The 25,270-nt window shown below is 57.7% G+C and carries 21 protein-coding genes; 19 read left to right on the plus strand and 2 right to left on the minus strand.

Going from position 1 to position 25,270, the window contains the following annotated elements:
• Positions 1–6 precede the first annotated feature (6 nt).
• Positions 7–2,556, minus strand: a complete 2,550-nt coding sequence (nirB, locus tag HNR64_RS09840) for a nitrite reductase large subunit NirB (protein WP_204996311.1) — start codon at positions 2,554–2,556, stop codon at positions 7–9.
• A gap of 412 nt (positions 2,557–2,968) precedes the next feature.
• On the opposite strand from nirB, the gene HNR64_RS09845 reads away from it, so the two are divergent.
• The 19 genes from HNR64_RS09845 (at position 2,969) to lipA (ending at position 24,166) form a co-directional block, all read left to right on the plus strand.
• Positions 2,969–4,441, plus strand: coding sequence for a NarK family nitrate/nitrite MFS transporter (locus HNR64_RS09845; protein ID WP_204996312.1), 1,473 nt, complete (start codon positions 2,969–2,971; stop codon positions 4,439–4,441).
• Between the two features lie 56 nt (positions 4,442–4,497).
• Positions 4,498–6,192, plus strand: coding sequence for a bifunctional protein-serine/threonine kinase/phosphatase (locus HNR64_RS09850; protein WP_239547752.1), 1,695 nt, complete (start codon positions 4,498–4,500; stop codon positions 6,190–6,192).
• A gap of 401 nt (positions 6,193–6,593) precedes the next feature.
• Entirely contained in the window at positions 6,594–7,793 is a 1,200-nt protein-coding gene (locus tag HNR64_RS09855) for an alginate export family protein (protein ID WP_204996314.1), read from the plus strand.
• A 154-nt stretch (positions 7,794–7,947) separates the two neighbouring features.
• Entirely contained in the window at positions 7,948–9,318 is a 1,371-nt protein-coding gene (gene mpl, locus HNR64_RS09860) for a UDP-N-acetylmuramate:L-alanyl-gamma-D-glutamyl-meso-diaminopimelate ligase (RefSeq protein WP_204996315.1), read from the plus strand.
• Between the two features lie 2 nt (positions 9,319–9,320).
• Positions 9,321–9,920, plus strand: a complete 600-nt coding sequence (locus tag HNR64_RS09865) for a flavin prenyltransferase UbiX (protein ID WP_204996316.1) — start codon at positions 9,321–9,323, stop codon at positions 9,918–9,920.
• Between the two features lie 58 nt (positions 9,921–9,978).
• Entirely contained in the window at positions 9,979–12,636 is a 2,658-nt protein-coding gene (locus tag HNR64_RS09870; protein ID WP_204996317.1) for an MMPL family transporter, read from the plus strand.
• On the plus strand, positions 12,626–13,228 hold the full coding sequence (locus HNR64_RS09875; protein ID WP_204996318.1) for an LON peptidase substrate-binding domain-containing protein: 603 nt from the start codon (positions 12,626–12,628) through the stop codon (positions 13,226–13,228). The genes HNR64_RS09870 and HNR64_RS09875 overlap by 11 nt, the downstream gene beginning before the upstream one ends.
• A gap of 51 nt (positions 13,229–13,279) precedes the next feature.
• Positions 13,280–14,599: a glutamate-5-semialdehyde dehydrogenase gene (locus tag HNR64_RS09880; protein ID WP_204996319.1), complete on the plus strand. Its 1,320-nt coding sequence runs from the start codon at positions 13,280–13,282 to the stop codon at positions 14,597–14,599.
• 6 nt (positions 14,600–14,605) lie between these two features.
• Positions 14,606–15,280 carry a nicotinate-nucleotide adenylyltransferase gene (nadD, locus tag HNR64_RS09885; protein WP_204996320.1) on the plus strand — a complete coding sequence of 225 codons (675 nt, stop codon included), beginning with the start codon at positions 14,606–14,608 and terminating at the stop codon, positions 15,278–15,280.
• The gene (gene rsfS, locus HNR64_RS09890; protein WP_204996321.1) at positions 15,280–15,642 is read left to right on the plus strand and encodes a ribosome silencing factor; all 363 of its coding nucleotides are present in this window, start codon (positions 15,280–15,282) and stop codon (positions 15,640–15,642) included. Before nadD ends, rsfS begins: the two co-directional genes overlap by 1 nt.
• Positions 15,632–16,099 (plus strand): 23S rRNA (pseudouridine(1915)-N(3))-methyltransferase RlmH, encoded by a 468-nt coding sequence (gene rlmH / locus HNR64_RS09895; RefSeq protein WP_204996322.1) that lies wholly within the window; start codon positions 15,632–15,634, stop codon positions 16,097–16,099. Before rsfS ends, rlmH begins: the two co-directional genes overlap by 11 nt.
• A gap of 3 nt (positions 16,100–16,102) precedes the next feature.
• A complete protein-coding gene (gene mrdA, locus HNR64_RS09900; protein ID WP_204996323.1) occupies positions 16,103–17,968 on the plus strand; it encodes a penicillin-binding protein 2 in 1,866 nt (621 codons plus the stop codon).
• Positions 17,965–19,110 carry a rod shape-determining protein RodA gene (gene rodA / locus HNR64_RS09905; protein WP_027873963.1) on the plus strand — a complete coding sequence of 382 codons (1,146 nt, stop codon included), beginning with the start codon at positions 17,965–17,967 and terminating at the stop codon, positions 19,108–19,110. Before mrdA ends, rodA begins: the two co-directional genes overlap by 4 nt.
• Before the next feature lie 54 nt (positions 19,111–19,164).
• A complete protein-coding gene (gene mltB / locus HNR64_RS09910) occupies positions 19,165–20,178 on the plus strand; it encodes a lytic murein transglycosylase B (RefSeq protein WP_420853746.1) in 1,014 nt (337 codons plus the stop codon).
• Positions 20,175–20,993 carry a septal ring lytic transglycosylase RlpA family protein gene (locus HNR64_RS17370; RefSeq protein WP_275587336.1) on the plus strand — a complete coding sequence of 273 codons (819 nt, stop codon included), beginning with the start codon at positions 20,175–20,177 and terminating at the stop codon, positions 20,991–20,993. The genes mltB and HNR64_RS17370 overlap by 4 nt, the downstream gene beginning before the upstream one ends.
• 52 nt (positions 20,994–21,045) lie before the next feature.
• Positions 21,046–22,206, plus strand: a complete 1,161-nt coding sequence (locus HNR64_RS09920; RefSeq protein ID WP_204996324.1) for a D-alanyl-D-alanine carboxypeptidase family protein — start codon at positions 21,046–21,048, stop codon at positions 22,204–22,206.
• Positions 22,207–22,216: 10 nt separating this feature from the next.
• Entirely contained in the window at positions 22,217–22,486 is a 270-nt protein-coding gene (locus HNR64_RS09925; RefSeq protein ID WP_027873959.1) for an HP0495 family protein, read from the plus strand.
• Positions 22,486–23,157 (plus strand): lipoyl(octanoyl) transferase LipB, encoded by a 672-nt coding sequence (gene lipB / locus HNR64_RS09930; protein WP_286839187.1) that lies wholly within the window; start codon positions 22,486–22,488, stop codon positions 23,155–23,157. The genes HNR64_RS09925 and lipB overlap by 1 nt, the downstream gene beginning before the upstream one ends.
• A gap of 25 nt (positions 23,158–23,182) precedes the next feature.
• On the plus strand, positions 23,183–24,166 hold the full coding sequence (gene lipA, locus HNR64_RS09935; protein ID WP_204996325.1) for a lipoyl synthase: 984 nt from the start codon (positions 23,183–23,185) through the stop codon (positions 24,164–24,166).
• A gap of 1 nt (position 24,167) precedes the next feature.
• On the opposite strand, the gene HNR64_RS09940 is transcribed toward lipA, so the two are convergent.
• Entirely contained in the window at positions 24,168–25,145 is a 978-nt protein-coding gene (locus tag HNR64_RS09940) for an integron integrase (protein ID WP_204996326.1), read from the minus strand.
• Positions 25,146–25,270: the final 125 nt, after the last annotated feature.

Consider the following 25,270-nt stretch of genomic DNA (forward strand, 5'->3'; position numbering starts at 1 on the left):
AGACCTTCAGGCAACAGCAATTAAGTTGTTGTTGAGTTGTTTTTCTTCTTCGTTGGCGGGCCTGATTTGACCGCGCTCTTCCACGAAAACAATGTCTTTGTCGCCGTCATCGGCATTCACGAAGGAGCGGAATTGTTTGAGTTTTTGCTCGTCTTCGATGGTGGTCTTCCACTCGCATTGGTAGCTGTCGACCACGCTTTGCATGTCGCGCTCCAGTTCGTCGCAGATACCCAGTGAGTCGTCGATGATGACCTGACGCAGATAGTCCAAACCGCCCTCAAGGTTTTCCATCCACACAGAGGTGCGTTGCAGGCGGTCGGCGGTGCGCACGTAGAACATCAATAGGCGGTCGACGTACTTCACCAGGGTTTCGGTATCGATGTCGGAGGCAAAGAGGTCGGCGTGGCGGGGTTTCATGCCACCGTTGCCGCACACGTAGAGGTTCCAGCCTTTTTCCGTGGCGATCACGCCAACGTCCTTACTCTGCGCTTCGGCGCACTCGCGGGTACAGCCAGACACCGCCATTTTTATCTTGTGGGGTGAGCGCAGGCCTTTGTAGCGGTTCTCCAGGTCGATGGCCTGGCCAACGCTGTCTTGCACGCCGTAGCGACACCAGCTGGAGCCCACGCATGACTTCACCGTGCGCAGCGACTTGCCGTAGGCGTGGCCACTTTCAAAACCGGCATCGATCAGCTCCTTCCATATCACCGGTAGTTGGTCGAGGGTGGCGCCGAATAAATCCACCCGCTGGCCGCCGGTGATTTTGGTGTAAAGCTTGTACTTTTTGGCGATGCTACCCACGGTGATCAAGCCGTCCGGAGTGACCTCACCGCCTGCCATGCGCGGCACAACAGAGAAGGTGCCGTTGTTCTGCATATTCGCCAGGAAGCGGTCATTGGTGTCTTGCAGGCCGGCGTGCTGATTTTCCAGAATGTACTCGTTCCAGCAGGAGGCGAAGATGGATGCTGCCGTCGGTTTACAGATGGCGCAGCCTTTGCCGGAGCCGTGCTTCTCCAATAACTCGTCAAAGGATTTTATGCCGCCTACGCGTATTAAGTGGAACAGCTCCTGGCGAGTGTAAGGGAAGTGTTCACAGAGGTCGGTATTCACTTCAACACCAAGTTTGGTGAGCTCAGCGTTGACCACCTGGCCCACCAGGGCGGTACAGCCGCCGCAGGTGCTGGCGGCCTTGGTGCAGCTTTTTACATCGCCAACGGTCAGTGCGCCGCCCTGCACCGCCGCGCAGATATCGCCCTTGCTGACGTTGTTACAGCTGCAAATTTGCGCGCTGTCGGGGAGGGCGTCAACCCCCAGGCCAACGCTCGCACTGCCGTCAATATTGGGGAGAATCATCGCTTCCGGGTGTTCGGGAAGCTCGATGCCATTGAGCGCAAATTGCAGCAAATTGCCGTAGTCGTCGGCATCGCCCACCAATACCGCGCCGAGCAAGTGCTTGCCGCTTTCGCTAACCACTATCTTTTTATAAATCTCGGCTTGTTCATCGATAAAGGTATAGGACTTGGCACCGGGGGTGTTGCCGTGGGCGTCTCCAATCGAGGCAACGTCGACGCCCATTAGCTTGAGCTTGGTACTCATGTCTGCGCCGGTGAACTGCTTGTCGTCACCGTTGCCAAGGATATGCGCAGCGGCGACGCGGGCCATTTCATTGCCCGGCGCAATCAGGCCAAAGATGCGTTGGTTCCACAGCGCGCATTCGCCAATGGCATAGATGGCGGGGTCAGAGGTCTGGCAGTAATTGTTAATGGCGATGCCGCCGCGTTCGCCGATCTCCAGTTCGCACTGGCGAGCCAGCGCATCTTGCGGGCGAATACCTGCAGAGAAAACCAGAATGTCGGTTTCCAGTTCTGCGCCGTCAGCGAAGGACAGCTTGTGCACGCAGTGCTCGCCGTCGCCGATGTTTTGCGTGTTTTTCTGGGTGTGCACTTCAACGCCAAGGTCTTCGATCTTACGTCGCAGCAGTGCGCCGCCACCGTCGTCCACTTGCACCGCCATCAAGCGTGGCGCGAATTCAATGACATGGGTTTTCAGGCCCAGGTCTTTAATGGCTTTAGCGGCCTCCAGGCCGAGTAGGCCGCCGCCCACCACGGCGCCCACAGAGGCATTTTTTGCCGCCGCGGTGATCGCTTCAAGGTCTTCGATGGTGCGGTAAACAAAGCAGTTTTCGCGCTCGTGGCCGGGAACAGGGGGAACAAAGGGGTAGGAGCCGGTTGCCAGCACCAGCTGGTCATAGTCGTAGTGGCGCCCTGAATCCGTTGTTGCGGTTTTTGCATTGCGATCAATGGCGACAACTTTTTCACCGCATCTAACGTCGATATTGTTTGTCGCGTAGAAGCCATCGGCAACCATGTTTAGCGCGTCGGCTTGTCGCGTTTCAAACCAGGCCGTCAGGTGTACGCGGTCGTAGGCGGGGCGGGGCTCTTCGCCGATTACGGTGATCTGGTAATCCGTCGCGCAGCCACTTTCGACGATTGACTCTAGGAATTGATGTCCAACGGGGCCGTTGCCCACAACAAGCAAGCGCTGTTTATGGCTCATAGTGACGTCCTTTGCTTCTTTCTACCATTGGCAGCACCGGGGAGTGCTGCATTATTAATGTGCCCTGGGGCGTGTAACAGGCATTAAGCAAAAGACGTGCCAGTGAATTTTGTGTGTATTATGTGTTTGATTTATATGGTTTTTGTATTTTTGTGGTCGAACTTAGGGCGCATTTTGGTGCTTTGTGGTGTGGCGCGGCTGATTGTTTCTGGGGCGCGCTGCTTCATCGGGGGGCGAAAATTCAGGCCGCAGGCGGTTGGCGGTGGTGGCTGGCACTTGCCTGGTCGCGTTAAGTCGTCGCTAAGTCATATTTATTGCTAACAATATCAATTGCTTAGTGGGCTGGTGTTGATGTTTGGCACGGCGTTTGCTCAGCAGCAAGCAAATTCCTCGTTGGCTGAATGGAGCTACTATGTCGTCCTCTACATTAAATTTGCTCGATCTCAAGCAGGATAAAATCCGCTTGCTGCATCTGAGCTGGTTTGCCTTCTTCCTGACTTTTGTCGTGTGGTTTAGCCACGCACCGATGCTGGCCTCTATTAAAGAGGCCTTCGATCTTACAGGGCAGCAAGTGAAAGCCCTGATGATTCTCAATGTGGCGCTGACGATTCCCGCCCGGGTGGTGGTTGGTATGCTGGTGGATCGCTACGGTCCGCGCATTATCTACTCGGCACTCCTCGTTAGTGGCGGTGCCATGTGTATCGCGTTTGCGTTTGCCGACAGCTATGAAGCCATCGCGCTGCTGCGTTTTTTAATGGGTTTTATTGGCGCGGGCTTTGTGATTGGTATTCGCCTTGTAGGTGAGTGGTTTCCCGCGCGCCAGGTCGGCTTGGCCGAGGGCGTTTACGGTGGCTGGGGTAACTTTGGTTCGGCGGCAGCCGCGATGACCCTGCCAACCCTGGCGCTGATGTTCGGTGGCGACGATGGCTGGCGCTACGCCATTGCCAGCACAGGTGTGATGGCAATGATCTACGGCGTGTTCTTTTACTCACGTGCGCGCAACACGCCCAAGGGTTCTACCTACTTCAAGCCAAAGAAAAGTGGCGGCTTGGTGGTAACCAGCAAGCGCGATTTGGTGTTTTACATTGCCATGTGTATCCCCATGTACCTGGCCTTGGCAGTACTGACTTGGAAGCTGTCACCATCGAATCTGGGTATGTTAAATGGCGTGGCAGCAATGGCGCTTTACGGTGTGCTGGTGGTGCTGTTCATTGTGCAGGTGAGCCAGATTCTGCGCGTTAACCACGATGTATTGATCAACGTAGAAATCCCCGCAATGCAGAAATACCCCTTCAAGCAAGTGGCTATTCTGAATGTTGCCTACCTGGTTACCTTTGGCTCTGAGCTCGCGGTGGTGTCGATGTTGCCGCTGTTCTTTATGGAAACCTTTGAGCTGACCGCCGTTAAAGCGGGCATGTTGGCCTCCGGCTTTGCATTCATGAATCTGGTCGCCCGCCCCAGTGGTGGCTACCTGTCTGACCGTTTTGGCCGTCGTCGCTCGCTGAGCATTTTGATCTGCGGCTTGGCGGTGGGCTATATGCTACTCAGTCAGATCACGTCAACGTGGCCGCTGCTGCTGGCGGTATTGGCGACCATGTGTTGCTCCTTCTTCGTACAGGCGGGCGAAGGCGCAGTGTTTGCCATCGTGCCGTTGGTCAAGCGTAGTATGACCGGGCAGATTGCGGGTATGACCGGCGCTTACGGTAATGTGGGTGCGGTTATCTTCCTGACCGTCCTCAGCTTTGTCGATGCTTCCAGCTTCTTTATGGTGATCGCCGCTTGCGCTGCCTTTGTGTTTGTTGCGGTGCAATTTATGGAAGAGCCACAGGGACACATTGCCGAATACAACGACGATGGCAGTGTGGCGCTGATTGAAGTGAGCTAGTCTGCAATCTCAACTCGAAAAGGAGTGGTGTTTTGCACCTGGATGGTGGACTGAAATTGAGCATAGCCCAGCGCAGTAGCGCTGGGCTTAAGCCGTTTAATGAGGACAGTCTCGGCGCGCGAGTGCCCGAGGGGTCGCTGCTGACGACCAAGGGCGCCGTCGCGGCTATTGCCGATGGTGTGTCGGCGGCCGAGGCGGGCAAAGAGGCAGCGGAAAGTTGCATTACCGGCTTTCTGAATGACTACTTTTCAACGCCCGAGTCATGGTCGGTGAAGCGCTCCGCGCAACAGGTATTAAACGCATTGAATCGCTGGCTGTTTGCTCAGGGTCAAGGCTATGCGCAGGCGGAAAAGGGCTATGTGTCTACCCTGAGTGTGGCGGTATTTAAGTCCCAGCTCGCCCACTTGTTCCATGTGGGCGATAGCCGCATATACCGGCTTCGCGACGGCGTGCTGGAACAGCTGACGCGCGACCACGCTCGGCGTATCTCTCCTGAGCACGCGTATTTGACCCGCGCAATGGGGCTGGATGTCAATCTCGATGTCGACTATCGCTCAGTCGATATCTGCTGTGGGGACCTGTTTTTACTTTCTACCGACGGTATTCACGACGTGCTGCCTGACGAGCAGATTCGCCAGCGCCTTACCGGGGCGTCCGGTGCGCTGGAGCCCGCCTGCGAGCAGTTGATTGACGATGCATTGGCCGCGGGCAGCAAGGATAATCTCAGTTGTCAGCTGCTGCGTGTAGAGGCGCTGCCGCTGGCCGATGCCGACGATGTTTATCAGCAGCTGAGCGCCTTGCCATTCCCGCCGCCGCTGCCGCCGGGTGCGGTGGTCGACGGTTTGCGTATTGAAGAAGAGCTTCACGCCAGCCCGCGCAGCCAGTTGTATCGGGTTGTGGACACTCGCAACCAGCGCCAGTTAGTAATGAAAACGCCGTCATTGCTGTACTTGGATGATCCGGCCTACATCGAGCGCTTTGTGCTGGAGAGTTGGATCGCCAAGCGACTGGAGCATCCGGCTGTCGTGTCGGTGGTTGAGCCGCCCCAGCGGCCAAGCTGCTTGTACTACCTTGCCGAATATATTCCCGGTCAGTCGCTGGCGCAGTGGATGGCCGTGCGCGACCGATCGGCAGTGAGCGAGGCAGTGGCGGTGCTTAGTCAGTTGGCCAAGGGCCTGCAGGCGATGCATCGGCACGATACCCTCCACCAGGATATTAAGCCCGACAATGTAATGATGGACGGTGACGGCAGGGTGCGCATTATCGACTTTGGCAGCTGTCATGTGGCTGGCTTAGCTGAGATCGCGGTGCCGTTAGAGCGTGATCATATTTTGGGTACCGCGCAGTATTCAGCGCCGGAGCACGTATTGCGCAAACCGCCGAGTGCGCGGGCTGACCAGTTTTCCCTGGCCGTCGTGGCCTTTGAAATGCTCAGTGGAACCCTGCCCTATGAGGGCAAGCTGGAGCAGTGCCGCAGCGCCGGTGATTACTCGCGCCTGCAGTACGTCTCTGCCAGTGATTACAACCCGCATATTCCGTATTGGATGGATCGCGCGCTAAAGCGTGCGTTGAGTATTAACCCCGACCTGCGGTATCACGACATCGCAGAGTTTATGCACGATCTTCATCACCCCAACCCCAGCTATCAGGCCAGGGAATTTCAGCCCTTGGTTCACCGCAACCCCCTGCGGTTTTGGCAGGGCGTCAGCGCTGTCTTGCTCGTGGCGCTGCTATGGAGCTTGAGCCGATAGCGGAGGGCTTTTCCTGGGCAGCGTGGCGGCATGCAGTATTGTGGTGCGCCAAAACTGCCGATTGCACACTTCTACATGCAATATTTTTGGGCGCAGTCGTCTTGTTATGAGGCGCCGCTAAAGGTGCGTCGTCGTGTTTTGGGGCGGCTCTGGCTTTTGAGGTTTTTTGAGCGAATTGTTTTTCGCTAACGTATTGAAAATTATAGAAATAAATTAATTGTTTTGATCTCTTCGCGGCTGGCATACCGCTTGCTAAATATCCCTGCGATGGGCGACGTCGCCCAAACCGAATGCCCACAATAATAGGTGTTAGAGATAAACGGCGTTCTCAATTCGGCCTGATGGTCGTGTTGCTGCCGGCCTTGTGTCGGCCGATAAAAAATAGTGTAGGAGAGAACTGCATGAGAGTTATTGCAAACGCCGTACTGCTAGGAGCCGTGGCGGCAACCTTGCCAGTCACCTCATTTGCCGATTCCCTTGCCGACGCGTTGGCAAACGGCAAGGTGTACGGTGACTTTAGGCTGCGTTATGAAACGGTGAGCCAGGACAATGCCCTGGGTGATGCCAGTGCCCTTACCCTGCGTAGCCGGCTGGGATATCAGACCGCCGCCTATCAGGGTTTTTCCGCGCAACTGGAGTTTGAGGATAGCCGCATCGTCGCGGGAGAGGGCGAGTTCAGTGCGCCGCCAGCCGGGTATAAAGCCGGGCAGTACTCGGTGATTGCCGACCCGGAAACCACCGAGCTGGATCAGGCCTTTCTGCGCTACCAACACGGTGGGCTAACGGCCAAATTAGGGCGACAGGTCATCACCTACGATGGCCATCGATTTGTCGGGCACGTGGGTTGGCGTCAGGATCGCCAGACCTTTGATGGCATCTCACTCAACTATCAAGCCAACGATGCATTGTCGCTGAGCTACGCCTACCTCGGGCAGCGCAATGGCATCTTTGCCGAACAGGCGGATAAACAGGCCAAAGATCACCTGTTAAACCTGCGTTTCAACAGTGCGGTGGGCACGGTGACGGCCTATTCCTATTTGTTGGAACTGAATGAGGCGGGCGAAGATCGTCTCGATACCACTGGTGTGAGCGTGAAGGGGGCGAAGCCCCTGGCTGAGGCAAAGCTGCTATACCACGCTGAGTTCGCTCGCCAGCGGGCGGACACGCCGCTGCTCGATGCCGATGCGGAGTATATGCTGCTTGAAGCCGGGGTCGCCGCCGCTGGTTTAACCGCGAAAGTTGGCTACGAAGTACTGGGCAGTGACGACGGCAGCTACGGTTTTGCCACGCCCCTGGCGACGCTGCATAAATTCAACGGCTGGGCCGATATTTTTCTCAAAACACCGGCCGGGGGTTTAGTTGACCGTTACGCCTCGCTGGGCGGCAGTCTTGCCGGTGGGAAGTGGGCGCTGATTTATCACGACTACCGCGCGGACGAAGACGCCGCGGGTGCCGATGCCTACGGCAGTGAAGTTAACGCGGTGTACAGCCGAAAATTTGCCAAACACTATTCGGTAGGAGTGAAGTACGCCGCCTACTCAGCCGATGAGCTGGCAGCCGATACCGATAAGTTATGGTTTTGGTTGGGCGCGGCGTTTTAACCCTGTTGCGCTCGCTTTTGCGCAATGTCATAGCCGGCCTCTGGCCGGTTTTTTATTGCTTGAGCGTATTAATGGTAGGCGCAAGCCAGCCGTAGAGCTTACTCGGGTGCAGTGATACCATGCCCAGCTAAATTCGACGGTCGAAGCACGAGCAATGCATATTCATATCCTTGGTATCTGCGGAACCTTTATGGGCGGGTTGGCCATTCTTGCGCGCGAGCAGGGGCACCGCGTTACCGGCTCTGATGCCAATGTGTATCCGCCGATGAGCACCCAGCTCGAAGCCCAGGGTATTGCGCTGATGGAAGGCTACGACCCGGCGCACCTCGACCCCGCGCCGGACCTTGTGGTGGTGGGCAATGCCATGTCGCGGGGCAACCCGGCCGTGGAATATGTTTTAGAAAGAGGTTTGCCCTATACCTCGGGGCCGCAGTGGCTAAGCGAACATGTGTTGCAGGGGCGCTGGGTGCTGGCTTGTTCCGGCACACACGGCAAAACCACCACCAGCAGTATGTTGGCGTGGATATTAGAGAGTTGCGGCTATGAGCCGGGCTTTTTGATCGGCGGTGTGCCCGCCGACTTCGGACTGTCTGCGCGCATCGGCAAGTCGGATTTCTTTGTGATCGAAGCCGATGAGTACGACAGCGCTTTCTTTGATAAGCGCTCCAAGTTTATCCACTACCGTCCGCGCACCTTGATCATCAACAACCTGGAATTCGATCACGCCGATATTTTTGATGACCTGCACGCCATTCAGCGTCAGTTTCACCACGTGGTGCGCACCGTACCCGGCAGCGGCCGCATTATCACCCCGGCGAGCGTGCCCGCTATTGAAGAAACCCTGGCAATGGGTTGCTGGAGTGAGCGCGAGCAGCTGAGCGTTAGCGGCGATACTGCCGAGTGGCAGCGCGGTGAATGCAGTGAGGACTACTCGCAGTTTCGCGTGCTGCATCAAGGGCAGGATCAGGGGCAAGTGTGCTGGCAGCACACCGGCGAGCACAATGTGGCCAACGCATTGGCTGCCATCGCGGCGGCGCGGCATGTCGGTGTCCTGCCGGCTGACAGTATCGATGCGCTCAGTCAGTTTCAGGGCGTGAAGCGCAGAATGGAGCTGCTCGGCTGCATAGACGGGGTGTCGGTCTACGATGACTTTGCCCACCACCCCACCGCCATTGAAACCACCTTGCAAGGCCTGCGCGGTCGTGTGCAGAAAAACGGGCGAATTATTGCCCTGATAGAACCGCGCTCGAATACCATGCGTATGGGCATCTACAAAGACCGCCTGGCAGCCTCGACGGCCTCGGCAGATCGCGTTATTTGGTATCAGCCACCCGGACTGGATTGGTCGCTTGACGGCGTGATCGCCAACAGTCCTGTGCCCGCCGAGTTAAGTCGCGACCTCGATGCCTGTCTCCAGCAGCTTGTCGCCATGCTGCGCAGCGGTGACCACGTGGTCATCATGAGTAACGGCGGCTTCGGTGGTATTCATCAGCGCCTGATGACGGCGCTTAATAACAGGGCCTAATTATGAAAGCGGTAACCTTGGCAATGACCGGCGCATCGGGCGCGCAATACGGTTTGCGCCTGCTCGAATGCCTGCTGGCCGCGGGCTGCCCGGTTCACTTTATGATCTCCAAGGCGGCGCTGTTAGTCGTGGCAACAGAAACCGAGGAGCCCCTGCCAGCCAAACCCCAGGCCCTGCATAAACATCTGGTGGAGCGCTTTGGTTGCCCGCCCGATCAGTTGCAAGTGCACGGGCCGGAAGACTGGATGGCCGCCGTGGCCTCGGGCAGTGGCGCGCCAACCCGTATGGTGGTCTGCCCGGCAAGTACCGGCACCTTGTCAGCCATTGCCTGTGGCGCCAGTAATAATTTAATTGAACGCGCGGCCGATGTTGTGCTCAAAGAGCGGCGTCAGTTAATTTTGGTGACGCGAGAGATGCCCTTGTCGAGCATTCATCTGCAGCATATGCTCAGCCTCAGCCAAATGGGCGCGACCATTATGCCGGCGTCGCCAGGCTTTTATCGGCGCCCGACAAGCGTGGATGAGATCGTCGATTTTGTCGTCGCGAGAATATTGGACCACCTCGACGTAGCGCAAACGCTGCTGCCGCGCTGGGGTGAATAACGGCCTTTACCGGCCCGGACGCAGAGACCCTGCGCCCGAATGACAATAAGGAAACACCATGACTGGGCGGCTTGCCAACGCATACCAGACACTGATTCTCCGCAATGCTACCTGGGTGTTGCTGCTGTTGATAGCGGTGACCGGATTCCTGGGGAGTCATATACCCGCGATGAAGCTCGATGCTTCCTCCGAGGCCTTGGTGCTGGAAGGGGATACCTCGCTGGAGTATTTCCGCGAAATCAGCAAGCGCTACCAGACCGAGGACTTCCTGCTGGTCACCTACCAACCCGAGGGCGACCTGTTCGCGCCCCAGCAGCTGAAAACCATCGCCAAGCTGCGCGATGACCTGGCGAAGCTGCCGCGGGTGTCGAGCATTAATTCTATTCTCGATGTGCCCTTGTTGCAGAGCCCGCCAGTGAGCCTGGGTGATGTCACCGCGGGTGAGATTCCCACCCTGGGCGACGGTACTGCCAATGTCGACATGGCGCGCGAGGAATTTGCCAACAGCCCTATTTATCGTTCGCTGCTGACCAGCCCCGATGGTACGACCACCGCGCTGCAGGTGAACCTGGAGCGCGACCAAAAATTCTATGAGCTGCTGGACGCCCGCGATGTGCTGCGCGCCGACGCGGCGCAGCGCCCCCTGACCCTGGACGAGCAGGCCAAGCTCGAGGCGGCCGAGCAGGCCTTTGATGACTACGTCACCGAGATTCACGGCCGTCAGGAAGCGCTGGTTGCGCAGGCGCGAAGTGTGCTCGACAACTACCGCGACGGTGCCAAATTGTTCCTCGGCGGTGTGCCAATGATCACCGTGGATATGATCGACTTTGTAAAAAGCGATCTGAAAGTGTTCGGTACCGGGATATTGGTGTTCATTGTGGTCTTGCTGGTGGTGATTTTCGGCAGTCCGCGCTGGGTGCTGATTCCGCTGCTGAACTGCGTGGCCACGGTCACCTTCATGCTGGGGCTGCTGGCCTTTATGGACTGGCGACTCACGGTTATTTCCGCCAACTTTGTCGCGCTGCTGCTGATTATTACGCTGGCTATTACCATCCACTTGGTGGTGCGCTACCGGGAAATTTCGGCGCTGTCGCCGCAAAGCAGCCAGCTCCAGCGAGTGAGCGACACCGTTCGTCTGATGGCGCGGCCCTGTATCTACACCGCCCTCACCACGCTGGTGGCCTTTGCGTCACTGGTGGTCAGCGGTATTCGTCCGGTCATTGATTTCGGTTGGATGATGACCATGGGGGTGATGGCGGCGCTGATACTCAGCTTCCTGATTCTGCCCTGTGTACTGATGCTTTTGCCCGTCCGCGAAGAGAAAAACGGCGCCGGTGGCGAGGGCGCTTTTACCCGCTATTTTGCCGTTGCTACCGAGCGTTTTGGCGGCACCATTGTGGTGGTGTCGGTAGCCTTGCTGGCGGTGAGTGCCTGGGGTATTTCACAGCTTAAAGTGGAAAACCGCTTCATCGACTACTTCCACGAAGACACCGAAATTTATCAGGGCATGGAAACCATCGATGCCGAGCTGGGCGGCACCATCGGGCTGGATATTATTCTCAATCGCCCGAGTGAGTCGTCCGCGCCGACGGTTGCCGACGGTGCGCCTGCCGCCAATGATGCCCCTGTCGATAATGCCGCCGCCGAGCAAGCGGGCGAGGAATTCGATGCCCTGTTTGGTGACGCCGAATTCGACGAGGCTGACGACAACTTTGCCGCGGAGCAGGGCGGCGACTTTGCCGATGATTTCGCTGGCGACTTCGATGCGGGCTTTGACGATTTCAGTGCCGGCGACGATTTTGGCGGCAGTGCTGCCAGTCCCCAGAGCGAGTGGTTTACGGTGGCGGGCATGCGCCGTATTCAAGAGGTGCACAACTATCTGGACAGCTTGCCCGAGACAGGCAAAGTGCTGTCCCTGGCCACCTTCTACGAGCTGATGCAGATGATTATGGGGAATGTCGACGACCTGCAATTGGCGCTCGCTCAGCGCTCACTGCCGACGTCGATCAGCAGCATTCTGCTCGACCCCTACTTGTCTGCCGAGGTTGATCAGGCGCGGATTAGCCTGCGGGTGAAGGAAACCAGCCGCAGCCTGGAGCGCGATGCCTTTCTTAAGGAAGTGCGCAGACACCTGATCGACGAGCTGGGTTTTGAGGAAGAGCAGGTGCGCCTGACGGGCTTACTGGTGCTCTACAACAATATGTTGCAGAGCCTGTTTACCTCGCAAATTTTGACCTTGGCGGCGGTGTTCGTAGCCATCCTGGCAATGTTTATGGTGCTGTTCCGCTCCTTTAGTCTGGCGATGATCGCGCTGACACCCAACCTGCTGGCCGCCGGTGCGGTGCTTGGTGGGATGGGGCTGGCCGGCATTCCGCTGGATATGATGACCATTACCATTGCGGCGATCACAGTGGGTATTGGCGTCGACGACACCATTCACTATGTGCACCGCTTCCGGGATGAATTCCCCCGCGACCGCAACTATCTGCAAACCATGTATCGCTGCCACGGCAGTATCGGCAAGGCGATGTACTACACCTCGGTGATTATCGTCTTTGGCTTCTCCATTCTGGCGCTGTCGAACTTTACCCCGAGCATCTACTTCGGCTTGCTCACCGGTCTGGCAATGATCGCTGCGCTCATGGGCGCGATGTTGCTGTTGCCGAAATTGATCCTGATGATTCAGCCACTGGGGCCGGAAGGCAATGCACGCTGAGCAACAAGACCACTACCCACTGTTTCCGCTGGGTGGTGTGTTATTTCCCGGTGGCCGCATGGCGCTGCGTATCTTCGAGCGCCGCTATTTGGATTTGCTGCGCAATACCCTGCGCGACGACGGCCACTTCGGTATTGTTCACCTGCACGCCGGCAGTGAGGTGGACGGTAAGGGCGATGAGCCGCGTATCGCCGCCGTGGGCTGCCAGGCCCGGGTAGTGGACTGGGATCAAACCGAAGACGGTTTGTTGTCGGTGGTGGTTGAGGGCGGCCCGCGTTTTCACCTGCTGCACAGCTACCGCGACGACGCCGGGCTGAATCGCGGCCGCGTTGAATGGCTCAGCGAACAGGCGGATATTCCTTTGCCAGAAGAGGCTGAAGAGTTGTCAGCCTTGTTGGCGCAGTTGTTGGAGCACCCCCATGTGCAGCGCATGGGTTTCAGTGCCGAGGTCAGCGGCACCGGTGAGCTGGTCAACCGCCTCGCTCAGTTATTGCCGCTCAGTCCAGAGGATGTGTATCCGCTGCTGGAGATAGACGAACCGCTGCACCGGCTAGACGCCCTGCACGACCTGCTCGAGAGCCTTTCACAATAGCCAGCCTGTGCATCGCCACCGATAGTGAGTGCCGCCGCATTCCGGTATACTGTGCGTTTTTTCCGCCCCAGCACGGGCGGGCAGTTCGCGCAGTATTCAAGGGGATTCGCGTCGATGGAAGTCAAACAGTATATGCAGCAACTCGGACAGCGAGCGCGCGCGGCTTCGCGGGTGTTGGCCGCGGCCGATAGCGGGGCAAAAAACCGCGCGTTGCTGGCCATTGCCGAGGCGGTAGATGCTGCCCGGCAAACCATTGCTGACGCTAACAAAAAAGATCTACAGGCCGGTGAAGCGGCGGGCCTGGATGCCGCATTATTGGACCGCTTGGCACTCACGCCGGCGCGTATCGACGGCGTGATCGAAGGCCTTCAACAGGTGGCGGCGCTGCCCGACCCCGTTGGTGCCATCAGCGACATGAACTACCGCCCCAGTGGTATCCAAGTGGGTAAAATGCGCGTGCCCCTCGGTGTGGTCGGCATTATTTATGAGTCGCGCCCCAATGTTACCGCTGAGGCAGCAAGCCTGTGCTTGAAGTCGGGCAATGCGGCAATTCTGCGTGGCGGCTCCGAAGCCATTCATTCCAATCAGGCTTTGGCGGCGTGTATTCGTCAGGGCCTGGCGGTGGCCGGGCTACCTGAAACGGCGGTGCAAGTGCTGGAAACCACTGACCGCGCCGCCGTAGGCGAGCTGATTACCATGCCCGAATACGTGGATGTGATCGTTCCCCGTGGCGGCAAAGGCTTAATCGAGCGTATTTCGCGCGATGCTCAGGTAACCGTTATCAAACATCTCGATGGCATCTGTCATGTTTATATCGACGATGCTGCCGATGCCGACAAAGCGCGCGCCATTGCCCTGAATGCCAAGGCCCAGCGGTTTGGCACCTGCAATACCATGGAAACACTGCTGGTTGCCGAGAGCCGCGCCGAAGAATTACTGCCCGGCATCGCCGAAGATTTACAAGCCGCTGGTGTCGAGCTGCGCGGCTGCCCGCGCACCCGCCAGGTATTGATGGGTGCCGTTGAGGCCAGCGAAGAAGACTGGGCGACAGAATATCTGGCGCCGATCTTGTCGGTGAAGGTGGTGGCCGGTATCGATGAGGCGATGGACCATATCGCCCAGTACAGCTCGGGCCACACCGAATCCATTGTTACTGAGAACTACACCCTGGCGCGTCGCTTCCTGCGCGAAGTCGATTCCAGCTCGGTGATGATCAATGCCTCCACGCGTTTTGCCGACGGCTTCGAATACGGCTTGGGCGCCGAGATTGGTATTTCCACCGACAAAATTCACGCCCGTGGCCCGGTCGGTCTGGAAGGACTGACATCGCAAAAATGGGTGGTGTTCGGCGACGGCCATGTGCGGAGCTAAACACTCTTGACGGCACCTCTGCGCAAGCATTGTTTGGTATTTGGTGGCACCTTTGACCCCATTCACCACGGCCACTTGCGCTCAGCGATTGAGCTGCGCGAGCTGCTGCAGGCCGACGAACTCAGGCTGATGCCCAGCCACCAACCGCCGCTGCGCGGTCGCCCCAGTGGCACGGCCCAGCAGCGATTGGAAATGGTGCAATTGGCCGCCGCCAATGAACCGGGGTTTATTGTTGACGACCGCGAGCTCAGCCGCGATGGCGCGTCCTACACCGTTGACAGCTTGCAAGAGCTGCGCGCTGAACTGGGCGACGGTGTTGGTTTAACGATGGTGATGGGCAGCGATGCCTACGCTAAGCTGCACCGCTGGCACCGTTGGCAGTGCCTGCTTGATTACGCCAATGTCTGGGTGATCGAGCGCGCCGAACATCCACTGCAGGCCGATGGCGAAGTTGCTGCCGCAATGGACGCCCGCCGGCTCGCCAGCGTTGAGCAATTGCGCACGCGCGCTGCCGGTGGTTTTTTCAGCAGCCGCCTGATCCAATTACCTATTTCCGCCACCGATATTCGCGCCCGCGTTGCTGCCGGGCGCTCTATTCGCTACCTGCTGCCCGATGCTGTGGCAGAGCGTATCGCCCATTGGGGGCTTTATCAGAACATGCAAACAGGAACACAAAGTTAATGGCCGTTGAGCAATTGAAAACGCTGGTGATCGACGCACTGGAAGAAGTAAAAGGGCGCGATATTACGACGCTGGACGTACGCGGAATCAGCGGCGTAACCGACTACATGGTGGTGTGCAGTGGCACCTCGAATCGCCACGTTAAGTCGCTGGCAGACAATGTCTGGGTAGAAGCCAAGAAAGCAGGTTTTACCCCAATGGGCATGGAAGGTCAGCAGACCGCCGAATGGGTGCTGGTTGATTTTGGCGATGTGGTTGTACACGTGATGCTTCCCGAAGCGCGTCTGTTCTACGACCTTGAGCGGCTCTGGCAAGTACCGGCGGCAGGTGGCGAATCAAGCGACGGCGGCGATGAGAGTTAGCCTGCTCTGTATCGGCGGCAAAATGCCCGACTGGGTTGAGGCCGGTGTGGCGGAATACCGCAAGCGCCTGCCTCAGGAAATCCAGTTGGATATTCGCGAGTTGCCGCTGGCCAAGCGTGGCAAAAACACCGATATTCGCCGCGCTATTGCTCAAGAGGGCGAGGCGATGCTGGCGGCCATTCCCCGTGGTGACAAGATCATCGCCCTGGATGTAAAAGGCCGCTCTGTCAGTACCGAGTCGCTGTCAAAATCCTTGGCGGCGTGGCGCATGGAGGGCGATAACGTCAGCATACTGGTCGGCGGTCCCGACGGTCTGGCTGCGCCCTGTCTGGCGGTGTCCAGTGAGAAATGGTCGATGTCGGCAATGACCTTGCCGCACCCACTGGTGCGGGTTATGTTTGCCGAGCAGCTCTATCGCGCCTGGACTATCCTAGCTAATCATCCCTATCACCGTTGAGTCATGGCCACCATACCCCGACGCCAGACCCTAAAAAACACCTACCGCGAGCGCTATGTTTACCGGCGCCGAATGTTTGTGTGCATTGTGTTATTGATGGTGATGACCGGGGTGTTGGTGTCGCGCTACACCCAGCTGCAAATCCTCGACTACGACATTTACAAAACACAGTCTGACCGCAACCGCATTCAGCTTATGCCGATAGCGCCCAAGCGCGGCCTGATCTTTGACCGCAATGGCATACTGCTCGCGGAGAATATTCCCAGCTATACACTTACGGTGATTCGCGAGCGCGTTGACCAGCTGGATGAAACACTGGCCATTATTGGCGAGCTTATCGAACTCAGCGACGACGATATCGAGCAATTTAAAAAACGCCTGCGTCGGCGTCGGCCCTACGAGGAAGTGCCGCTTAAGTTCCGCCTCAGTGAAAAAGAGATCGCCATTATTGCCGTCAACCGGCACCGCATTCCCGGTGTCGATGTCGACGCCCAGCTGGTGCGCCACTATCCTCAGGGTGAATTATTTGCCCATGTGCTGGGCTACGTTGGCCGAATCAGTGAGCGCGAGCAAGATACCATCGACCCTGTTAACTACAGCGGCACCCACCACATCGGCAAAATTGGTCTGGAAAAATACTACGAAGACCTGCTGCACGGCACGGTCGGCTACCAAAATGTGGAGAGCAATGCCCACGGCCGAATTCTGCGCGTGTTAGAGCGCCACGACCCGCTGCCGGGCGGCGATATTCAGCTGCATATTGATGCGCAGGTGCAGAAAGTTGCCTACGACGCCATGGCCGGACGACGCGGCGCCGTGGTGGCCATCGACCCCAAAACCGGGGGCGTGATCGCCATGCTCAGCACGCCGAGCTACGACGCCAATTTATTTGTTGGCGGCATTAGCGGCAAAGACTACCGCGCCCTGCAAAACGACAACGACCTGCCGCTGTACAACCGCGCCTTACAGGGCCAGTACCCGCCGGCCTCTACCGTAAAACCCCTGTGGGCGCTGGCGGGCATGTATTACGGCGTGGTAACGCCGGCCACGCGCTACGCTGACCCCGGGTTCTTCAGTCTGCCCAACGACACTCGGCGCTACCGCGACTGGAAGCGCGGCGGTCACGGCGCCTCGGTGAATATGGGTCAGGCCATTGCCGAAAGCTGCGATGTGTACTTCTACGAGCTGGCCTACAAGCTGGGTATTGATCGCCTGCATGACTTTGGCACGCGCTTTGGCTTGGGGGATGTCACTGGCATCGATAACACCAACGAGCGCGGTGGGCTGTTGCCGTCGCGGCAGTGGAAGCGCGACACCCGCGGCAGCCACTGGTACCCCGGCGAAACCATCAACGTGGGCATTGGGCAGGGCTTTATGTTGGCAACGCCGCTGCAGATCGCCGTGGCCACCTCGGTGCTGGCGTCGCGCGGCGAACTGCGTGCACCGCGGCTGTTAGCCGCCGTCGGTGGCGAGCCGGTTGAGGCGCCGCTGCTTGGCAAAATGGAAGATGTCCCCGAAAGTCAGTGGGATGCGATCCAGCATTCCATGGAAGAAGTGATTTACGACGTGCGCGGCACCGGTCGCTCGCTGCGCAAAGGTCTGCAATATCGCATGGCGGGTAAAACCGGTACCGCTCAGGTGATTAGTATTGCCGCTGGGGAAGAGTACGACTCGGAATCCCTGGAAAAGCGCAAGCGTGACCACGCCTTGTTTGTTGCCTACGCCCCGTCGGAAGACCCGCAAATTGCCGTCGCCGTGATTATTGAAAACGGCGAGAGTGGCGGCGGTGTGGCCGGGCCGGTTGCGCGCGCGGTGATGGACGCGTATTTATTGAACTCGCCGGATGTGGCGAGCGGAGAGCAGCAATGAGCCAGTCCGATTTTCTGCGCCAGTTGCCCAGTGGTGCAGGCCCTATGTACAGCCAGCGCACACTGTCCCAGCGCCTGCGTATCGACCCGGTAATGTTGTTTCTGCTGTTGTTGTTAAGCGGCGTGGGTTTAATGGTGCTGTACAGCGCCAGCGATGAAAATGCTGCGGTGGTGTTGCGGCAGGGGCGCTTCCTCTCCGTTGCTTTTGTAGTGATGGTGCTGGTGGCCCAGCTTCACCCGGAGCAGTTGCAGCGCTGGGCGCCGTTTGCCTTTATCGGCTGCATTTTACTGCTGATTGCCGTGCATTTTATGGGGGTTGGCGCGAAGGGCGCGCAGCGCTGGTTGTCGCTTGGCGGCTTTCGCTTTCAGCCCTCGGAGTTGGCAAAACTGATTATGCCGATGACCGTGGCCTGGTACTTGTCGTCGCATCCACTGCCGCCGAGCTGGCGCTATACGGCGGCGAGTTTGGTGATTATTTTTGTGCCCACCGTGCTGGTTGCCACCCAGCCCGACCTGGGAACCTCCATCCTGATCGCCGCCTCGGGCATGTTCGTGCTGTTTTTGGGGGGCATTAGCTGGACCTTTATCTTCTCCGCCTTTGGCCTGCTGTTGGCCGCCGCGTGGCCGATGTGGGAGTTTGTGCTGCACGACTACCAGCGCCGCCGAATCCTGACGCTGCTAAACCCAGAGAGCGACAAACTGGGCGCGGGTTGGAATATTATTCAGTCCAAAACCGCCATCGGTTCCGGCGGCTTCGAGGGCAAGGGCTGGCTGATGGGCACCCAGTCTCATCTGGACTTCCTGCCGGAGAGTCACACCGACTTTATTATCGCGGTACTCGCCGAAGAATACGGCCTGCGCGGGGTGTTGCTGCTGTTGCTGTTGTACGCCTTGATCATCGGTCGCGGCATCTGGATCTCCACCCAGGCAAAACATTGCTTCGGTCGCTTATTAGGCGGGAGTATTATCCTAACTTTCTTTGTCTACGTATTTGTAAATATGGGCATGGTCTCCGGGCTGCTGCCAGTGGTGGGTGTGCCCCTGCCGCTGGTCAGTCAGGGCGGTACATCATTGGTGACATTGCTGGTGGGTTTTGGCATCTTGATGGGGATTTATGCCGACGAGCGATTGGTGCATCAGTAAACGCGCTATCGGCCGCTGTTCACGGGCCTTCAATAAAAGAGAGAATACACAGTGATTTTACGCAAATTGATTTCTTCGCCGCTGCGCTGCCTTGCTGCCGCCGTGGCTATGTCGACGCCGCTGCTGGCGTCGGCCGATTACAGCCAGCACGACAAGGCCGCTGAATTTGTCGACAAAGTGGTCGAAAAACACAGCTTTGACCGCGACTGGGTGGTCAATATTCTGCAGCAGGCAGAAAAGAAACAGTCCATTATCGACGCCATGGAGCGGCCGGCCGAGTCGGTAATGACCTGGGCGCGCTACCGCAAAATTTTTATTCAGGACTCGCGCATCAAACAGGGCGTGAAATTCTGGCAGGAACACGCCGACACGCTGGCGCGGGCGGAAAAAGAATTTGGTGTTCCCGCTGAAATGATCGTCGGCATTATCGGTGTGGAAACCCGCTACGGCCGCAATAAAGGCAGCTACCGCGTGGTGGATGCGCTGGCGACTCTGGGTTTTGACTTCCCCCGCCGCAGCACCTTCTTCCTCGGTCAGCTGGAGCAGTACCTGTTAATGGTACGCGAGCAGGACTTTGATCCGCTTAGCTTCAAAGGCAGCTACGCCGGTGCAATGGGTTATGGTCAGTTTATTCCCAGCAGCTATCGCGCCTACGCCGTCGACTTTGACGACGACGGCCAGGCAGATATTGTGAACAACCCCGTTGATGCCATCGGCAGCGTTGCCAACTACTTTGCCGAACACGGCTGGCGCAAAGGTGAAACCGTGGTCACGCCAGCGGTATTGAGTGAGCCGGTAGATGAAACCCTGTTTAATGCGGGCCTGAAGCCGGTAAAAACCCTTGCCGAATTGAAGCTGGGCGGTATCAGCAGCAACCAAGCGCTGGACGAAAGCATGAAGGCCACGGCAATGAAGTTCGACGGTGCCAAGGGCGACGAGTACTGGGTAGGGCTGAAAAACTTCTACGTGATTACGCGCTACAACCACAGCTCTATGTACGCATTGGCTGCGCACCAGCTCAGCCAAAAAGTGGCCGAGGCCTACCGCAGTGAAGTCGCGCAGAAATGACGCGACGCTTATCTTATGGCCTGTTGTTGTTACTGCTGCTGCAGGCCTGTAGCCAGCCGGCAATTCGTCAAAGCGGGCCCGTTGAACCACCGGTAACACCCACCGAGAACGACGGCGCCCCGCTGCACGACGTCGACCCAAATAGCCTCGCCGATGCCACGCCGCGCCCGGAAATCATTCGTATGGCCGGCAACAGCAACCCCTACAAAGTGCTGGGAAAAACCTACCACTTGGTGGATGACCACCGCGGCTTCAAACAGCGCGGCATCGCCTCGTGGTACGGCACCAAGTTTCACGGCAAAGCCACCGCCAATGGCGAGACCTACAGCCTCTACCAAATGTCGGCGGCGCATAAAACACTGCCCATTCCGGTGTATGTGCGGGTGAAAAATTTGGAAAATGGCCGCGCAACAATTGTTCGCGTGAATGATCGCGGGCCATTCCATTCAGACCGCATTATCGACCTCTCCTATGCTGCCGCGGTTAAGCTCGGCTTTGCGCGCAAAGGCACGGCCGCAGTGGAAATTGAGGTGATTGACACGGATAATATCGACGGCGCAGAAAAAGCCGCTGCCGATTACTATTTGCAGGTGGCCGCTTTCTCGCAACTGGACTCCGCCCAGGCCCTGAAAGATGCACTCGGCGCCGGGTTGGCCTACCCGGTATCCATCGCGAGCCAGGCATCGTCGGAGCCGGTGATTCACCGCGTGCGCATTGGCCCGCTACCGGACTACGCAACGGCACAGGCGGCGCGCAAAGCGTTGCGCAGTCGCTGGTCTGGTGAACCGCAGTTACTGGTCGACGAGCGTCAATAGGGCGCCGTCGCGATAAATTAGCTAACGAAAACTCATCGAAAAAGGTTTTGTTTTGAAACGCTTAGTGTTGTTGATTGTCTCCGCCCTGGTCTTTGCCAGTCACGCTGCCGCCCAGCAAAGCCTGGTGCCAGCGCCACCGGCTATCTCCGCGTCTGGCTACTTGCTAATGGACGCCGACAGCGGAGAGGTATTGATTGAACACAATGCCGATGAGCGCCTGCCGCCCGCCAGCCTCACCAAACTGATGACCAGCTATGTGCTGTCATACGAGCTGGAGCAAGGCCAGGTGAGCAACAGCGACCTGGTTACCATCAGCAAAAATGCCTGGGCGCAAAACCCCATCTTCACTGGCTCGTCGCTGATGTGGATAGAAGTTGGCAAGCAAGTCACCCTTGGCGATCTGCATAAAGGTGTGGTGATCAGTTCGGGTAACGACGCCAGTGTTGCTGTGGCCGAATACCTCGCCGGCAGCGAAGATGCCTTCGCAGGCATTATGAATCAACACGCGCAAATGCTGGGTTTGGAAAACACCCACTTTGTGAACTCCCACGGCTTGCCCCACCCCGAGCACTACACTTCGGCGCGTGACCTGGCCATTCTGGCGCGGGCGATCATCGACTTCCCCAATGAGTACGCGCTGTACAGCGAAAAAGAGTTTGTCTACAACAACATCCGCCAGAACAATCGCAACGGCCTGTTGTGGACGGACCCCAGCGTCGACGGCCTAAAAACCGGCCATACCAATGAAGCGGGTTACTGCTTGGTGACCTCCGCCAAGCGCGAAGGCATGCGCCTGATCTCCGTGGTAATGGGCGCCTCCAGTGAGCGGGTTCGCGAGCGCGAAACGCAAAAGCTGCTGTCTTACGGCTTCCGTTATTTTGAAACCCACCACCTGTATTCTGCCGGCACTGAGCTGACCAAGGCCAAGGTGTGGAAGGGCGGCAGTGCCGATGTGGCGCTGGGCGTGCAAGACGATGTCTACCTGACCATTCCCCGCGGCAAGGCCGACGACCTGGATGCGCAGTTAATTGTTAACGAAGTGCTTACTGCGCCCATCGCTGCCGACAGTGAATACGGTGAGCTGCAAGTGAGCCTGGACGGCAAGTTGGAAGTGAGCGTACCGCTGGTGGCACTGGAGTCGGTGGAAGAGGGCAGTATCTTCAAACGCCTGTGGGACAGCATCGTGCTGTTCTTCCTGAGCCTGGTGTCGTGAGGGTAAAAGCATGACGCAGCAAGAACCACCGAAAATTGAATTCCCCTGCGACTATCCCATCAAGGTGATTGCCGACAATCACGAGGAAGCGCGGGGCAAGGTACTGGCGGTGATGGAACAACATGCCGCGCCACTGGCCGAAGGCTGTGTTACCGAGCGGCTGAGCCGCGAAGGGCGCTTTATGTCGCTCACCGTGACCATTGTGGCCACCGGCAAAGACCAGCTTGAGCGCATCCACGTAGACCTGAAGGCGACCGGCGTCGTTAAAATGGTAATGTAGTGAGCGAGAAAATCCTCTATCAGCGCCGCTTGGCCGGGCTGCAAGACTACCAGCCAGTGTGGCAGGCCATGCAGGCCTATACCGATCAGCGCGATGCCGACAGTCCCGATGAACTGTGGTTTTTAGAACACCAGGCGGTATTTACACAGGGGCAGGCTGGCAAGGCCGAACATATTTTAATGCCCGGCGACATTCCCGTGGTGCAAGTGGATCGCGGCGGCCAGGTTACCTACCACGGCCCCGGCCAGTTGGTGGGCTACGTACTCATTGATCTGCGGCGACTCGGCATTGGCGTACGCGACCTGGTTACCGCCATTGAGCAGAGCATTGTCGACGCCCTTGCCGAGCTGTCCATTGCCGCTCACCCGCGTGCCGACGCCCCCGGCGTTTATGTGCAGAGCGGCGCTAAAATTGCCCAATTGGGCCTGCGCGTACGGCGCGGTTGTAGCTTTCACGGCTTGAGCCTGAATGTCGATATGGACCTGTCGGTGTTTCAGCGCATCAACCCCTGCGGCCATGTCGGTATGGAAGTTACCGACATTCTTCGCCAGGCACCGCAGCAAAACAGAGACATGGCAAGGCTGATGGACAGCCTGTCGCGTCAACTAGCCACGCGTCTGGGCTACAGCAGTAGCCCCGTGCTGGACGACAATCAACTACCCGAGCTGTAGTCACAGCCCGGCAGAGGTAATAGCAATGAGCGAGACAAGCCAAGGCCAAAAACGCCCCGCCGCCAAAAAAGTGGTGCAGGGCGAAAAATTGCGCGGCGCCGAAAAAGTCGCCCGTATTCCGGTCAAGGTCATTCCCTCGGTCGAACTGCCGGTTAAACCGAGCTGGATTCGCGCCAAGCTGCCCGCCAGCCCGGAAATCAGCCGTATTAAGCAAATTCTGCGTAAGCACAAACTCGCCTCGGTATGTGAAGAGGCCGCTTGCCCCAACCTGGGCGAGTGCTTCAGTGGCGGCACCGCCACCTTTATGATCATGGGCGAAATCTGTACCCGTCGCTGCCCCTTCTGCGACGTTGCCCACGGCCGCCCCAATGCCCTGGACGAAAACGAGCCTCGCGAGCTGGCTGAAGCCATTGCTGAAATGCAGCTTAAGTACGTGGTTATCACCTCGGTGGACCGCGACGATCTGCGCGACGGCGGTGCCCAGCACTTTGCCGACTGCATTCGTGAAACCCGTCAGCGCAGCGAAGGCATTCGCATTGAAGTGCTCGTACCCGACTTCCGTGGCCGCATGGATGTGGCGCTGGATATACTCGAGCAAGAAGCCCCCGACGTGTTCAACCACAACCTGGAATCGGTACCCAGCCTCTACAAAAAAATCCGTCCGGGTTCCGACTACCAATGGTCGCTCGACCTGCTCAAAAAATACAAAGAGCGCCGCCCCGACGTGCTTACCAAGTCCGGCCTGATGCTTGGCCTCGGTGAAACCGCCGACGAGCTGATTCAGGTAATGAAAGACATGCGCGCCCACAACATCGACATGATCACCCTCGGGCAGTACCTGCAACCCAGCCGTGACCACCTCCCCGTAGACCGCTTTGTTACCCCCGAAGAATTCGACGAATTCGGCCGCATCGCCGAAGAACTCGGCTTTAAAAGCGTTGCCAGCGGCCCGATGGTGCGCTCCTCTTACCACGCCGACAAACAAGTCGATCTTAGTCTGCTGAAGTAACTCAGCCCTCAGCAAGCAAACCGCTCAGGGGGCTGCGCACGCCGTGCGCGCCCTGCTTGAGTACGTGGGTATAAATCTCCGTTGTCTTAACATCGCTGTGGCCTAGTTGCTGCTGAACCGTGCGAATATCCGCGCCTGCCTGCAGTAAATGGGTGGCGAAACAGTGGCGCAGAGTGTGCGACGTCACATTCTTACGCAGTTTGGCTCGCAACGCGGCGGCGCGAATATATTTGTTAAGGGCCGATTCGTCGAAATGATGGCGCCGAATCAGTTTTTCATAGGGGTCGATGCTGAGTCTGCTGGCGGGGAAGAGATACTGCCACGCAAGGCTCTTGTTGGCGTTGGGGTACTTTCTTGCCAAGGCATCTGGCATCCATACGCCAGCAAAACGCGTGTCGGCTATATCCGCTATTAAGTAGCGCTCAACAACGATTATCTGTCGGCGTAGCGCGGGTATGAGTTCAGGCGCTAACGTCACCAGACGATGCTTGCCCCCTTTGCCCTGCCATATCTGCAGTTGCAAATTATCGAAGTCGATATCCTTAACGCGTAGGCGCAATAGCTCCATACGGCGAAGGCCAGAAGCGTACAGCATAGACACCATCAGTTTCGGTGTGCCCTCCAGTGTATTGAGCAGGCAGGCGACCTCCTTTCTGGTCAATACCACCGGCAGTTTGCGTTGTGGCTGAGCGCGTCGAAATTGGCCAATACTCCCTAAGGGTTGTTCGAGGTATTGGTTATAGAGAAACGCCAAGGCGTTGAGCGCAATGGCTTGCGTTGCCCCGGAAACGCGACGTTCACAGGCGAGATAATTAAGAAAAGCCTCCACTTCTGCGCCAGCCAACTCTGCCGGGTGGACCTTGCCATTAAAAATAATGAAAGACTTGATCCAGTAGCTATACGACTTTATCGTACGTAGGCTGTAGCGACGCACTAGCATGTGCTCCCGCAATGACCGAAGGAATGGTGAAGCGCTCATAATGACAATCCCTGTCTTTAATCTGTATGTATATAAGGGGTATCCATTTAGCTCCACATAGCGTATAACTACTGGATGGATATCCATACTTTATCCCCGATTGCCGGCAAAGACTACCCCCAAAA

The organism is Spongiibacter marinus, from assembly GCF_016906995.1.
GTDB classification, from domain to species: domain Bacteria; phylum Pseudomonadota; class Gammaproteobacteria; order Pseudomonadales; family Spongiibacteraceae; genus Spongiibacter; species Spongiibacter marinus.

Bases quoted from the DNA above. Each gene is read 5' to 3' on its own strand.
- nirB (WP_204996311.1), bottom strand. From the start codon at position 2,556: ATGAGCCATAAACAGCGCTTGCTTGTTGTGGGCAACGGCCCCGTTGGA.
- HNR64_RS09845 (WP_204996312.1), top strand. From the start codon at position 2,969: ATGTCGTCCTCTACATTAAATTTGCTCGATCTCAAGCAGGATAAAATC.
- HNR64_RS09855 (WP_204996314.1), top strand. From the start codon at position 6,594: ATGAGAGTTATTGCAAACGCCGTACTGCTAGGAGCCGTGGCGGCAACC.
- mpl (WP_204996315.1), top strand. From the start codon at position 7,948: ATGCATATTCATATCCTTGGTATCTGCGGAACCTTTATGGGCGGGTTG.
- HNR64_RS09865 (WP_204996316.1), top strand. From the start codon at position 9,321: ATGAAAGCGGTAACCTTGGCAATGACCGGCGCATCGGGCGCGCAATAC.
- HNR64_RS09870 (WP_204996317.1), top strand. From the start codon at position 9,979: ATGACTGGGCGGCTTGCCAACGCATACCAGACACTGATTCTCCGCAAT.
- HNR64_RS09875 (WP_204996318.1), top strand. From the start codon at position 12,626: ATGCACGCTGAGCAACAAGACCACTACCCACTGTTTCCGCTGGGTGGT.
- rsfS (WP_204996321.1), top strand. From the start codon at position 15,280: ATGGCCGTTGAGCAATTGAAAACGCTGGTGATCGACGCACTGGAAGAA.
- rlmH (WP_204996322.1), top strand. From the start codon at position 15,632: ATGAGAGTTAGCCTGCTCTGTATCGGCGGCAAAATGCCCGACTGGGTT.
- mrdA (WP_204996323.1), top strand. From the start codon at position 16,103: ATGGCCACCATACCCCGACGCCAGACCCTAAAAAACACCTACCGCGAG.
- rodA (WP_027873963.1), top strand. From the start codon at position 17,965: ATGAGCCAGTCCGATTTTCTGCGCCAGTTGCCCAGTGGTGCAGGCCCT.
- HNR64_RS17370 (WP_275587336.1), top strand. From the start codon at position 20,175: ATGACGCGACGCTTATCTTATGGCCTGTTGTTGTTACTGCTGCTGCAG.
- HNR64_RS09925 (WP_027873959.1), top strand. From the start codon at position 22,217: ATGACGCAGCAAGAACCACCGAAAATTGAATTCCCCTGCGACTATCCC.
- lipA (WP_204996325.1), top strand. From the start codon at position 23,183: ATGAGCGAGACAAGCCAAGGCCAAAAACGCCCCGCCGCCAAAAAAGTG.
- HNR64_RS09940 (WP_204996326.1), bottom strand. From the start codon at position 25,145: ATGAGCGCTTCACCATTCCTTCGGTCATTGCGGGAGCACATGCTAGTG.